The organism is Polynucleobacter sp. MWH-Jannik1A5 (genome assembly GCF_018881795.1).
GTDB lineage: Bacteria > Pseudomonadota > Gammaproteobacteria > Burkholderiales > Burkholderiaceae > Polynucleobacter.
Genome location: NZ_JACVPQ010000001.1, coordinates 516,212 through 529,020 on the forward strand (window position 1 = coordinate 516,212; position 12,809 = coordinate 529,020).

General features: G+C 46.9%; 12 protein-coding genes. 4 read left to right on the forward strand and 8 right to left on the reverse strand.

The annotated features are described in order from the left end of the window. Positions 1–12 precede the first annotated feature (12 nt). Entirely contained in the window at positions 13–1,515 is a 1,503-nt protein-coding gene (locus ICN23_RS02560) for a tripartite tricarboxylate transporter permease (protein WP_216230783.1), read from the forward strand. Between the two features lie 84 nt (positions 1,516–1,599). Continuing rightward, positions 1,600–3,372 (forward strand): glutamine--tRNA ligase/YqeY domain fusion protein, encoded by a 1,773-nt coding sequence (locus ICN23_RS02565; RefSeq protein ID WP_216230784.1) that lies wholly within the window; start codon positions 1,600–1,602, stop codon positions 3,370–3,372. Here the strand turns inward: ICN23_RS02565 and ICN23_RS02570 are convergent. Beyond that, positions 3,353–4,249, reverse strand: coding sequence for an SDR family oxidoreductase (locus ICN23_RS02570; protein WP_370624747.1), 897 nt, complete (start codon positions 4,247–4,249; stop codon positions 3,353–3,355). The genes ICN23_RS02565 and ICN23_RS02570 overlap by 20 nt on opposite strands. Positions 4,250–4,276: 27 nt before the next feature. On the opposite strand from ICN23_RS02570, the gene ICN23_RS02575 reads away from it, so the two are divergent. Both ICN23_RS02575 and ICN23_RS02580 read left to right on the forward strand, forming a co-directional pair. Next, entirely contained in the window at positions 4,277–5,317 is a 1,041-nt protein-coding gene (locus ICN23_RS02575) for a 2Fe-2S iron-sulfur cluster-binding protein (protein WP_216230785.1), read from the forward strand. Between the two features lie 72 nt (positions 5,318–5,389). Continuing rightward, the gene (locus ICN23_RS02580; RefSeq protein ID WP_216230786.1) at positions 5,390–6,583 is read left to right on the forward strand and encodes an acetylornithine transaminase; all 1,194 of its coding nucleotides are present in this window, start codon (positions 5,390–5,392) and stop codon (positions 6,581–6,583) included. A gap of 25 nt (positions 6,584–6,608) precedes the next feature. On the opposite strand, the gene ICN23_RS02585 is transcribed toward ICN23_RS02580, so the two are convergent. The 7 genes from ICN23_RS02585 to ICN23_RS02615 form a co-directional block, all read right to left on the reverse strand. Then, complete coding sequence (locus ICN23_RS02585) at positions 6,609–7,325, reverse strand: ABC transporter ATP-binding protein (RefSeq protein WP_216230787.1); 717 nt, start codon at positions 7,323–7,325, stop codon at positions 6,609–6,611. After that, complete coding sequence (locus ICN23_RS02590; RefSeq protein ID WP_216230788.1) at positions 7,322–8,101, reverse strand: ABC transporter ATP-binding protein; 780 nt, start codon at positions 8,099–8,101, stop codon at positions 7,322–7,324. The genes ICN23_RS02585 and ICN23_RS02590 overlap by 4 nt, the downstream gene beginning before the upstream one ends. Beyond that, the gene (locus tag ICN23_RS02595; RefSeq protein ID WP_216230789.1) at positions 8,101–9,189 is read right to left on the reverse strand and encodes an ABC transporter ATP-binding protein; all 1,089 of its coding nucleotides are present in this window, start codon (positions 9,187–9,189) and stop codon (positions 8,101–8,103) included. Before ICN23_RS02595 ends, ICN23_RS02590 begins: the two co-directional genes overlap by 1 nt. After that, the gene (locus ICN23_RS02600; RefSeq protein WP_216230790.1) at positions 9,182–10,117 is read right to left on the reverse strand and encodes a branched-chain amino acid ABC transporter permease; all 936 of its coding nucleotides are present in this window, start codon (positions 10,115–10,117) and stop codon (positions 9,182–9,184) included. The genes ICN23_RS02595 and ICN23_RS02600 overlap by 8 nt, the downstream gene beginning before the upstream one ends. A 75-nt stretch (positions 10,118–10,192) precedes the next feature. Next, positions 10,193–11,371: a branched-chain amino acid ABC transporter substrate-binding protein gene (locus tag ICN23_RS02605; protein WP_216230791.1), complete on the reverse strand. Its 1,179-nt coding sequence runs from the start codon at positions 11,369–11,371 to the stop codon at positions 10,193–10,195. Positions 11,372–11,400: 29 nt separating this feature from the next. Beyond that, entirely contained in the window at positions 11,401–12,342 is a 942-nt protein-coding gene (gene ispH / locus ICN23_RS02610; RefSeq protein WP_216230792.1) for a 4-hydroxy-3-methylbut-2-enyl diphosphate reductase, read from the reverse strand. Positions 12,343–12,345: 3 nt separating this feature from the next. Further along, positions 12,346–12,792: a peptidylprolyl isomerase gene (locus ICN23_RS02615; RefSeq protein ID WP_216230793.1), complete on the reverse strand. Its 447-nt coding sequence runs from the start codon at positions 12,790–12,792 to the stop codon at positions 12,346–12,348. Positions 12,793–12,809 lie beyond the last annotated feature (17 nt).

Consider the following 12,809-nt stretch of genomic DNA (forward strand, 5'->3'; position numbering starts at 1 on the left):
GGACTCTGAAAAATGGATTTATTTGCTAACTTAGCTCTCGGTTTTGATACCGCGTTCACGCTACAAAATCTTCTGTACTGCCTGATCGGCTGTATCTTGGGAACATTGATTGGCGTACTGCCAGGCCTTGGCCCAATTGCAACGATTGCGATGCTGTTGCCTGCCACCTATGCGCTGCCTCCAATTGCCGCCTTAATTATGTTGGCTGGTATTTACTATGGCTCACAATATGGTGGATCGACCACTGCGATTTTGCTCAACATTCCGGGGGAGACGTCGTCGGTGGTAACTGCGATCGATGGCTACCAAATGGCCCGCAATGGCCGAGCCGGTGTTGCCTTGTTTACCGCGGGTACCGCCTCCTTCTTTGCAGGTTGCGTAGCTACTTTGGTATTGGCAGCTTTTGCAGCGCCGCTTTCCCAACTCGCATTTAAGTTCGGTCCCGCCGAGTACTTCTCGTTAATGGTCTTGGGCTTAATTGGTGCAGTGGTATTGGCATCCGGCTCCTTGATCAAAGCGATTGGCATGATCATCTTGGGTCTCTTAATGGGCTTGATTGGTACCGACGTGAACTCTGGTGTGTCACGCTACGCATTTGATATTCCTGAGCTCAGCGATGGTATCGGCTTCGTTGCAGTTGCCATGGGCGTATTTGGCTTTGCAGAAATCATGGGTAACCTTGAGAAGACCGGTGACGACGAGGGTTTCCTCAATAAGCTCACCAGCATGGTACCCAGCAAGAACGATTTGAAGCGCATGGTTCCATCGATTTTGCGCGGCACAACGATTGGTTCTGTTTTGGGAATTCTGCCAGGCGGTGGCGCTGCATTAGCCGCATTTGGCGCCTACTCTGTTGAGAAGAAAACCTCCAAGTACAGCAATGAATTCGGCAAAGGTGCGATTGAGGGTGTTGCCGGTCCTGAAGCAGCAAACAATGCTGCTGCTCAAACCTCATTCATTCCATTGCTCACATTGGGTATCCCACCAAATGCGGTGATGGCTTTGATGGTTGGCGCAATGACCATTCATAACATTCAACCAGGTCCACAGGTAATGACCAGCAACCCAGCTTTGTTCTGGGGCCTGATCGCCTCCATGTGGATTGGTAACGTGATGTTGATTCTCTTGAACTTGCCTTTGATTGGTATTTGGGTAAAGCTCTTGAAGATTCCTTATCGCTTCCTCTACCCAGCAATTTTGGTGTTCTGCTGTATCGGCGTGTACACCGTAAATAACACTGTGTTTGATGTTTATGTAACCGCAGGCTTTGGCTTGATTGGTTACCTGTTCTTCAAATTGGGTTGCGAACCACCTCCATTGTTGTTGGGCTTCGTACTTGGACCAATGATGGAAGAGAACTTCCGTCGCGCCCTACTGTTATCCCGTGGTGACTTCTCCACTTTTGTAACCCGCCCACTTTCCTTAGGTCTACTCATTGCAGCAGCCCTTCTGGTAGTGATCGTGGCTCTGCCAGCAGTGAAGAAGACTCGCGAAGAGGCGTTTGTGGAAGATTAATTCCCGCCACCTCTCCAGAAACAGGCCCGCAGCAGTTTGCGGGCTTTTTCTTTATGGGCCAAGGGTTTTCTCTACAATGTGGCTATGTCACAAGATAGCAAACCCTCTAAAGCCAATGCCGGCGCTGTAGCCGAACCGTCTAACTTCTTACGTCAGATCATTGATCATGACTTAGCAAGCGGCGCTTTTTCACAGCGTACTAATTTAGCTGGTGAGGCTATCCCTTCAATCATCACTCGTTTCCCGCCTGAGCCAAATGGCTACCTACATATTGGCCACGCCAAAAGTATTTGCCTGAACTTTGGCTTGGCTGCTGATTACAACAATCAATCTGGCGGTGCGCGCTGCAATATGCGTTTGGACGATACCAACCCAGTCAAAGAAGATGTTGAGTACGCTGATAGCATTTTGGATGCAGTGAAGTGGCTAGGATTTGATTGGGGAACTCACCTCTATCATGCAAGCGATTACTTTGATCGCCTCTATGAGTTTGCCGAAATCTTGATTGAAAATGGCAAAGCGTATGTTGATAGTCAGAGTGCTGATGATATCCACACCAATCGCGGCAACTTTGGGCAAGTAGGTAAAAATAGTCCTTTTCGCGATCGTAGCCCAGAAGAAAATCTCAAGCTATTCCGCGAGATGCGCGATGGAAAATTCAAAGATGGTGAGCATGTTCTTCGCCTAAAGATTGATATGGCGCATCCGAATATCGTGATGCGTGACCCTGTGGTTTATCGCATCCGCCATACCGATCACCACCGTACCGGCAGCAAGTGGTGCATCTACCCCTTATACGACTTTACCCATTGCATCTCTGATGCGCTAGAGAACGTCTCCCATTCCATATGCACACTGGAGTTTGAGAACAATCGTCCGCTTTATGACTGGATTGTGAATTCTCTAAAAGAATTAGGCGTATTTAAAGATCCAGTGCCACATCAATACGAATTCGCTCGCCTCAATCTGACTTATACGATCACCAGCAAACGCAAGTTATTGCAGCTAGTTGAAGAAAAGCATGTTGAGGGCTGGGATGATCCGCGTATGCCAACCATCGTAGGTATCCGTCGTCGCGGCTATACCCCTGAAAGTATTCGTTTGTTCTGTGAGCGAATTGGCGTTTCTAAGGCAGACAGCTGGATTGATATGAGCACTCTTGATCAAGCGCTTCGCGATGATCTTGAAGTCAGAGCACCACGCGCTACTGCAGTACTGAAACCACTCAAGCTTGTAGTGGAAAACTTTGATGCCTCAGCAAAAGAGGCATGCTCTGCACCACGTCACCCCAATCATCCAGAATGGGGTAATCGTGAGTTTAATTTCACACGCGAGTTGTGGATTGAAGCAGATGACTTTATGCAAGAACCAATCAAGGGCTTCTTTAGACTGTATCCACCAATTGGTGATCAGTCTGGCAGTCGTGTGCGCTTACGCCATGGCTTTGTAGTCGAGTGCACAGGCTTTGAAACTGATGCTCAAGGCAATGTGACGCAAGTAAACGTTACCCACTTCCCAGACAGCAAGAGCGGGACGCCAGGCTCCAATAATTACAAGGTCAAAGGTAATATTCATTGGATTAGCGCTGCCGAGGCTATACCTGCAGAAGTGCGTCTTTATGACCACCTCTTTAGCGACCCTCATCCAGACAGCGGTGATAAGAATTTCCTGGATGCAATCAACTCAAACTCCAAGCAAACCATTGCTGCTTATTTAGAGCCCTGCATGAAAGATGCTAAGCCTGAAGATCGCTTTCAGTTTGAGCGCCACGGTTACTTTGTTGCCGATCAAAAAGATTGCCAACCTGGCAAGCCAGTATTTAACCGTACGGTTGGCCTTAAGGATTCTTGGAAATAGTTTTTAGAAAATGTCCTACGCTTGGATAGCGTAGTGGTGTTTTTAACTCAGGTAAGCGAGCGTTAGTTACTCTACGAGACTCGCGCATAAATGACCACAGCATTGGGCTAACGATTTTCTGCAATTCATTACCAGGCAATCGAGTCGGTCTTTCTAGCCCAAAGGCATCTGCGACTTCATCAAAGTAATCGCCCATCTTCGTTTCGCCACCATCGCAGGCATTAATGATGCGCTGAGGTTTTCCGTGATACACCGCCGCACACACCAATCTAGCTAAATCATCGCTGTGAATATGATTGGAGTAAGCATCTTCCTCAGGTAGCAACGCCGGAGTTTGAGATTCCAAGCGCTCTATTGGCAAACGATCAGCGGCATAAATACCAGGGACACGCAAAATCGTTACCGCTACACCATTTGCAGGCCCCCACAAGCGAATTGCTTGCTCAGCATCCACCCTTCTTTTGGCACGCTCGCTTTGGGGGTTTACCGGAGTAATTTCACTCACCTTTGCACCCCGATGATCCCCATAGACACCTGTAGTACTGATATAGATCAGGCGCCTGACGGCATTAGAGCCTTGGGCTAAAATTCGAATTAGGTTGCGGGTTCGGCAATCGCGATTTCCACTATTTTGAGGTGGTGCCAAATGAATCACGGTTTGCGCTAAACCGGCCAGGCGCCATAAAGACTCTGGTTTATCCAGGTTACCCAAAATAGGAGTCGCGCCTACCTCCCTCAACTCCTGAAAGCGACCCTGCTGAGAAGTAAGTGCAAAAACACGATGGCTTCGCGATAGCTGCTTGGCTACCCGAAGACCAATATCTCCGCAGCCAATAATCAGGATTGAAGGTTTACCAAAAGATTGCATAAGTGACATCGTAACGATTTATTGAAAGGAATGAGAGTGTCTTATCAAGTCACGCTCAAAACGAGCGGCAAACAATTTACCGTCAATCCAGATGAGAATGTCCTGGAGGCCGCTCTACGTCAAGGAATCAATTTACCCTATGGCTGTAAAAATGGTGCCTGTGGCTCCTGCAAAGGCAAAGTCGTAGAGGGTCAAGTGACCCACGGACAGCATAGCGAAAGTGCTCTTAGCAAGGCTGACGAAACCGCTGGTGGGATTTTGTTTTGCTGCTCCCACCCTCAATCCGATCTCCTCATTGAAGCCCGTGAAGTTCAAGGGGCTGGTGATATTGCTATTCGTAAAGTACCTTGTCGCGTTAATACCATTAGCAAACCAAGCGACGATGTCGCCATTCTGAAGCTGCAGTTGCCTGCCGCCGAACGCTTTCAGTTTCTAGCCGGTCAGTATCTTGAGTTTCTTCTAAAAGATGGTCAGCGTCGCGCTTACTCTATTGCCAATGCACCCGAACAAGAGGGTCCGCTTGAGTTGCATATTCGCCATTTACCTGGCGGTTTATTTACTGACTTTGTATTTGGCGCCGCTATGCCTGCTTTAAAAGAAAAAGATATCTTGCGCTTTGAAGGGCCCCTGGGAAGTTTCTTTTTAAGAGAAGACTCTAAGAAACCCATCATCTTTGTCGCTGCTGGCACCGGCTTTGCGCCCATCAAATCCATCATCGAACAAATGCGAGCCAAGAAGATTCATCGACCAATTCATCTTTACTGGGGTGGACGTCGCCCTGGTGATTTGTATTTGAGCGACTTATGCCAATCCTGGGAAAAAGAGATAGCCGACTTTAAATACATACCGGTAATTTCAGATGCACTCGCAGAAGATGGCTGGCAAGGTAGATCGGGTTTTGTACATCAAGCTGTGATGGCTGATCATCCCGATATGAAGGGCTTTCAAGTCTATGCTTGTGGTGCCCCGGTCATGGTCAATGCCGCCAGAAATGACTTCTCAGCCAAGTGTCAACTGCCGGAGGAAGAGTTCTTCGCAGACTCCTTCACTAGCGCAGCAGATTTAGCAACGGCTTAGGAACCACAAAGTCAAATCAGCGGGATAATAGATACCTTATTTACCCTTATTAACTTATCCACCCATACCAGCATGAATAAGCCACTTCAGACTATTGATACCCACTCAGTCATGTTTATTACCCCACGTCCAGAGGTAGTAATGGTTGAAGGTGAGGGCTCATGGCTAACAGATAACAATGGCAAACGCTACTTGGACTTCCTGCAAGGCTGGGCGGTGAACTGCTTGGGCCATGGAAATCCAGGAATGATTGAAGCGCTGAATGCACAAGCAAAGAAGTTGATCAATCCAAGTCCTGCGTTCTATAACGAGCCCATGATTGGTTTATCAAACCTACTTACAGAAAATAGTTGCTTTAACAAAGTATTCTTTGCTAATAGCGGAGCTGAGGCTAATGAAGGCGCTATTAAATTAGCCCGCAAGTGGGGTCAGCTTCATAAAGCTGGTGCCTTTGAAATCATCACCTTTGATCATAGTTTCCACGGACGCACATTAGCGACGATGAGCGCTTCCGGTAAGCCAAACTGGGATACGATGTTTGCGCCACAGGTCGCAGGCTTTCCAAAGGCAGACTTAAATGATTTGGAGTCTGTGAAAAAACTGGTAACCGATAAAACAGTTGCAGTCATGCTCGAGCCAGTACAGGGTGAAGGTGGCGTTATTCCCGCCACGAAAGAATTTATGCGTGAACTGCGTAAGTTCACCAAAGAAAACAACATTCTTTTAATTGCTGATGAAGTGCAAGCGGGCTGTGGCCGTACCGGCACCCTCTTTGCCTACCAGCACTATGGCATCGAGCCAGACATTATGACTTTGGGTAAAGGTATTGGTGGAGGAGTTCCATTGGCAGCCTTATTGGCTACCGATGCTGTGGCTTGCTTTGTACCTGGCGATCAAGGCGGGACCTATAACGGCAACCCCTTAATGACCGCTGTAGGGATTAGCGTCATTGAGCAACTTTTAGCCCCAGGATTTTTGGATAGCGTTAAAGCCAAAGGTGAATTGCTTAAATCTGAATTGCTCAAGCTGGTAACCGAGTTCAATCTGGAAGGTGAGCGTGGTGAAGGATTATTAAGGGCCTTAATGCTTGGAAAAGACATTGGTCCAAAGCTAGTTGAACTTGCGCGTGATCGTAACCCTGAAGGTCTGTTGATCAACTCCCCAAGACCTAACTTATTACGCTTTATGCCGGCTTTGAATGTGCCTGATGATGAGATTCGTCAGATGTGCAATATGCTGCGTGAGTTACTGAAAGAGGTAGCTTAAAACCAGCCGTAATATAGCTGCCTATTTATTCACCAAGGTAGGCAGTTTTTACTCTTGAGTCTTCTAGCAATTCCTTGCCAGACCCATCGAGAGTAATCAAACCACTCTCCATCACATAAGCACGATCTGCCATCTGTAGAGCTAAGCGTGCATTTTGCTCTACTAGCAAAATAGTCATCCCGCTCGCGGATAGACTGCGAACAACATCAAAAATTGTCTCGACCATGATGGGTGACAAGCCCATAGATGGCTCATCCAACAGCAATAACTGAGGCTCGGCCATCATTGCCCTGCCCATTGCTACCATCTGCTGCTCACCACCAGACAGCGTGCCTGCCAACTGAGATAAGCGCTCTTTGAGCCTTGGAAAATACGAGTACACCTCTTCTAGTTTGAGATCGATATCTTTAGGGTTTGTCTTTAAATAGGCGCCCATCTGGAGATTCTCCAAAATCGTCATGCGCTTAAAGACACCTCGCCCTTCCGGCACCATACCCAGACCTAGGCGAACCAATTCATAGGCAGGCAACTTTTTAGTTTCTTGGTTTACAAAATGAATCTCACCAGCCGATGGAGTTAGCAAACCAGAAATTGCTTTTAGGGTTGAACTTTTTCCTGCACCATTCGCTCCAATCAAGGCAACAAGTTCGCCTTGATTGACATGCAGATCAATTCCTTTAACAGCATTGATGCCGCCATAGGATACCTTGAGATCTTTTACATTCAACAAAGTACTCATCATGCAGCTCCTTGCCCAAGATAAGCCTTAATGACTTCAGGATGTGTGCGCACGTCGGCAGGTTTTCCTGAGGCAATCACTTTGCCGTAATCGAGGACGGTCAGACTATCGCAAATGCCCATTACCAAACTAACGTCATGCTCAATCAGTAAAATGGTTTTGCCATCAGCGCGAATGCGCAGCAATAACTCACGCAACTCAAGTTTTTCAGTGGCATTCATGCCGGCAGCAGGCTCATCCAGAGCTAGGAGCTTAGGCTCAGTGGCCAGAGCCCTAGCGATCTCCAAACGACGCTGATGCCCATATGAAAGGTTGCGCGCCTGCATATTGGCAAACTCACCAAGGCCAACATAATCTAGAAGTTTTCGAGCCTTTTCTCTGATTGAGCGCTCTTCACGCTTGGTCGATGGAAAACGAAAGATCGCGCCTAGCAAACCAGCTTTAGTGCGGCAATGGCAACCTACCATCACATTTTCTAAAACAGACATTTCACCGAACAGGCGAATGTTTTGGAATGTTCGAGCCAGACCAGATTTAGTGACTTCAGATACAGACTCTGGAAAATAGGATTGGCCATCGAATAAAAAGATTCCTGAGTCTGCAGGATACAAACCAGTGATGACATTAAAAAAGGTTGTCTTACCAGCACCATTGGGACCGATCAATCCGACGATTGAATCATGCGCCACCTGCAAGCCAACAGAGTCCAGCGCTTGTACACCCCCAAAGCGCTTTGAAACATCCGTGACATCAAGAAGCAAGTGATCGGAACTCGTCATTACCTTGCCCCACTCTTTTGCCAAATGCCGCCTGGACGATAGAGCATGATCAAAATTAAAGCCAAGCCATAAATGAGTTGGCGAATGATTTCTACATCAACAATCACGTGACCAAATAAAAACTGCTGAACCGGCTGAGCAATGCCGCGTAATACTTCCGGAAATACCGCCAATAGTATGGCGCCCAAAATCACTCCTGGAATATGTCCGATACCCCCTAAAACCACCATAGCCAAGACTACGATGGACTCCCAAAGAGTGAATGACTCCGGAGAAACAAATCCCTGAAAAGCTGAAAACAGCACTCCTGCCACACCAGCAAAAGAAGCGCCGATAGCAAAAGCGAGTAATTTCATATTACGAGTATTAATACCCATCGCTTTAGCGGCAATCTCGTCTTCACGAATCGCAATCCAAGCGCGCCCAATACGGGAATCCTGTAGATGTAAACAAACAATGGCTACTGCAATTGCCAGCGCAAGAAATAAGTAAAACACTAAATACAAACCGGGGATTTGTATAAAACCTAAATCCAAGGGCTTTGTAAATGAAATGCCAAATAATTGAATCGGATCAATTCCAGAAATTCCCTTAGGACCGTTGGTGAGATTTAAAGGGCGGTCTAAGTTATTCATAAAGATGCGAATAATTTCACCAAAACCCAAAGTAACAATCGCCAAGTAATCTCCGCGCAATTGCAAAGTAGGTAGACCTAGGATCAATCCAAATAGGGCTGCCAAAATAATCGAGAACACGGCAACCATCCAAGGTGAAAAGTGCATACCCTCCGGAAAGCTCGCCGCAATACTTACAAACTGAGTTGGCAGATGGGGAGACGCCAATAAAGCAAAGCTATAGGCGCCTAATGCATAAAAGGCGATGTAACCTAAATCCAAAAGACCTGCAAAACCAACAACTACGTTTAAGCCTAAAGCAAGAACGATATAAAGCAAGGCAAAGTCGAGCACCCGAACCCAATAGTTACCACCACCTGCACCTACCACCCAAGGCAGGAGCAGTAAAGCAATGGCTCCGAGCCATAGATAGGCAGAACGACTCAAGCGATTGGTAAAAAGGTTTTTAAGCACGATCCGAAACCTTCTCGCCCAATAAACCAGTCGGTCGCAAAACCAAAACCAAGATTAATACCAAGAAAGCAAAAATATCCTGATAGTTGGATCCAAATACTCCACCAGTAAGCTCGCCAATATATCCGGCGCCTAATGATTCAATCAGGCCTAAGAGCAGACCACCCAACATGGCACCCTGTAAATTTCCGATGCCACCCAGAACGGCAGCAGTAAATGCTTTAAGCCCTGGAATGAACCCCATGTAAAAATGGACATTGCCATAGTTGCTGGCAATCATAACTCCCGCTAAACCTGCTAATGCGCCACCCAACATAAAGGTAATGGAGATCACGCGATTGGGATTGACGCCCATGAGCGCAGCAATTTGGGTTTGCTCGGCAGTAGCGCGCATTGCCCTACCAAGCTTTGTTTTTTCTACCAAGAACAATAAGCCAGCCATCACCGCCAAAGCAACTATGATGATCACGATTTCTTTTCCAGTAATCGTCGCGCCACTGCCCCATAAATCAATGGGAGCTGACGGTAGTAATTGTGGATAGGTCATAGGATTGCGTGACCAAATCATCATCGCAATCGTTTGCAACAAAATAGACATACCAATAGCAGATATCAGTGGTGCCAAGCGCGGTGCATTACGCAGAGGTCGATAAGCAATTCGCTCAATCCAATAGCTCAATCCAGCGCAGACCGCCATCGTCACAGGCAAAACAATCAGAAGCGTGAGCCAGCCGGGCAAGTCACTGGTCAAGCTCAAGATCAAACGCAATAAGGAAAGCGAAACCATTGCGCCAATCATCAATACTTCGCCATGGGCAAAATTGATAATCCCCAGCACCCCATAGACCATGGTGTACCCCAAGGCGATCAAGGCATAGATGCTGCCAAGCACCAAGCCATTGATGATCTGCTGAAGAAGGATATCCATTAGGTATGTAAATTTATTGGGGCTTGATAAAAAAATAGCACCGCAGAAGCGGCGCCATTTTTTATTGGGGTGTCATTACATCTTAATGACATCAAGAACATTTTTCTTCTTATCTTTGAAGTCGTATAAGGTGATCACGCCTTCTTTCATATCACCCTTATTATCAAAAGCAATATTACCTACTAAGCCCTGCATTTTCGTATCAGGCATAGCAGCCAAAATCTTTGCAGGATCAGTTGAGTTTGAGCGCTTCATAGAATCTACCAAGACATAGACGGCATCATAAGTAAATGGCGCATAAATCTGTACATCTGAATTAAAGCGCTCTTTGTAACGCTTCTGGAAGTCAGCTCCTTGAGCCATCTTTGACAAGGCCATACCCGCTTCAGAACAAGTCACATTCACCACTGCATCACCAGCCAACTCAGCAAGCTTCTCGGTGCACATGCCATCACCACCAACAACCTTTGCCTTAATACCAAGCTCAGCAGCCTGTTTTGTTAGTGGGCCACCGGTCGCATCCATACCGCCATACATGATGACATCTGGTTTGCTACCCTTAATCTTCGTCAAGATGGCCTTGAAATCAGTTGCCTTGTTATTACTTGCTTCGCGAGTAACGACTTTTATGCCCGCCGCTTTGATGGTTTTCTCAAATTCATCAGCCAGGCCTTTGCCGTACTGAGTAGAGTCATCAATGATGGCTACCGTTTTTGCCTTCAAGGTATTCGCAACATAATTAGCCAAGGCTGGGCCTTGTTGTGCGTCGGTTGCTACTAAGCGATAAGTCGTCTTAAATCCTTGTTTGGTGTAATCAGGATTCGTTGCTGATGGTGATACCTGGGTAATACCTGCATCGCTATAAATGCGTGAGGCAGGAATACTGGTCCCAGAATTTAAGTGTCCTACTACGCCAACTACTTTGGCATCCACCAGCTTTTGAGCGACTTGAGTAGCAGTCTTTGGATCTTCAGCATCATCTTCAGGCACTAAAGTCAGCACTACTTTTTTTCCATCAATCGTTAAGCCTGCCTTATTAATTTCTTCGAGAGCTAAGCGCGCGCCATTCTCATTATCTTTACCCAAGTGCGCAATAGGCCCAGTCAAAGGAGCGACATGCCCAATCTTCACTTCGATACCATCCGCGGGAGCTGCCGCAGACTTCTCGCCACCTTTGCCGCAAGCGGCCAATAGGAACGCTGAAACCGCTAAAGCAATAGCACTTCTTGTAAAGCCAATTTTAGGTTTGTTCATGTACAGCTCCTCTGTTATGAATAGATACTTCAATCAACTAAATTTTTGGGTAAAGAAAAGGTGACATCTTCGACTACGCCATCAAGTGCGCGGACATGTCGCGGACCAAACTCCTGAATGCGACTCACAATAGACTGCGCCAAACTTTCTGGGGCAGAAGCGCCCGCCGTCAAACCAACTCGCTTTTTGCCAGCAAACCATTCTGGTTTAAGTTGCTCTGGGGAATCCACCATGTAGGAGGGAACGCCAAGCTTTTCAGCCAGCTCTCGCAAGCGATTAGAGTTCGAGCTTGAGGTGCTACCCACCACAATAACAACCTCAACTTGAGGTGCCATAAATTTCACAGCATCTTGACGATTCTGAGTGGCATAACAAATATCTTGTTTGCGAGGTTGGACAATATTGGGAAACTTTGTCGTTAAGGCCTCAACAATTTCTTTGGTCTCATCAACGGAAAGTGTTGTTTGGGTAACAAAAGCCATTTTCTCATTTGCTGAAAATGGTAACGCGCCCACATCGTCGAGCTTCTCAACCAAAAATACGCCTTCTTTTACTTGACCCATGGTTCCCTCAACCTCTGGGTGCCCAGCATGACCGATCATCAAAACGGTATAGCCCTCTTTACACATTTTGACGACCTCAAGATGGACCTTGGTGACCAAAGGACATGTGGCGTCGTAGACCTGCAAACCTCTTGCTTCAGCATCTTTGCGCACTTCTTGAGAAACACCGTGAGCGCTAAATACAACAATGCCACCCTTGGGAACTTCATGCAATTCATCTACGAATACCGCGCCCTTATCGCGCAGCTCATTAACTACATATGCGTTATGCACAATTTCATGACGCACATAAATTGGCGCACCAAAACGATTAAGAGCCTCATTGACAATATTGATTGCACGATCGACGCCCGCGCAAAAACCACGCGGTTGCGCCATCAAAATTTCTGCGTTATTGGAATCACTCATCTTTTACAGAATTGCCACAATCTCAGCTTCAAAAGTTACTGGCCTACCCGCGAGAGGATGATTGAAATCAAACCATGCGCCCTCATCATCAATCGATTGCAAAACACCTGCATATTGAGCGCCCCCTGGGGCGTTGAACTCGATTACATCCCCAGGATTAAATTCCACGTCGTCATCGCGACCTTCCTTTAGCGCCTTAAGAGAAACCCATTGCACTAAATCCTCTTTGCGCTCGCCAAAACTTTCTTCAGGAGCAAGTAGCGCACTTTTTTTCTCGCCAACACTCAAACCAAGTAAAACTTTTTCGAAACAAGGAGCAAATTGTCCAGACCCCATCAAAACCGTCGCAGGTCGATCGACAAAAGTATTGATGTAATCCTCCCCACTAGGCAAAGTGAGTCGATAGTTGAGAGTCAAGTAGGAGTTAGGCAAAACAGTAAGCTTAGTCATAAGGTGATTGTATCTAG

Bases quoted from the DNA above. Each gene is read 5' to 3' on its own strand.
- ICN23_RS02615 (WP_216230793.1), bottom strand. From the start codon at position 12,792: ATGACTAAGCTTACTGTTTTGCCTAACTCCTACTTGACTCTCAACTAT.
- ICN23_RS02590 (WP_216230788.1), bottom strand. From the start codon at position 8,101: ATGACGAGTTCCGATCACTTGCTTCTTGATGTCACGGATGTTTCAAAG.
- ICN23_RS02570 (WP_370624747.1), bottom strand. From the start codon at position 4,249: ATGTCACTTATGCAATCTTTTGGTAAACCTTCAATCCTGATTATTGGC.
- ICN23_RS02580 (WP_216230786.1), top strand. From the start codon at position 5,390: ATGAATAAGCCACTTCAGACTATTGATACCCACTCAGTCATGTTTATT.
- ICN23_RS02605 (WP_216230791.1), bottom strand. From the start codon at position 11,371: ATGAACAAACCTAAAATTGGCTTTACAAGAAGTGCTATTGCTTTAGCG.
- ICN23_RS02600 (WP_216230790.1), bottom strand. From the start codon at position 10,117: ATGGATATCCTTCTTCAGCAGATCATCAATGGCTTGGTGCTTGGCAGC.
- ispH (WP_216230792.1), bottom strand. From the start codon at position 12,342: ATGAGTGATTCCAATAACGCAGAAATTTTGATGGCGCAACCGCGTGGT.
- ICN23_RS02560 (WP_216230783.1), top strand. From the start codon at position 13: ATGGATTTATTTGCTAACTTAGCTCTCGGTTTTGATACCGCGTTCACG.
- ICN23_RS02585 (WP_216230787.1), bottom strand. From the start codon at position 7,325: ATGATGAGTACTTTGTTGAATGTAAAAGATCTCAAGGTATCCTATGGC.
- ICN23_RS02565 (WP_216230784.1), top strand. From the start codon at position 1,600: ATGTCACAAGATAGCAAACCCTCTAAAGCCAATGCCGGCGCTGTAGCC.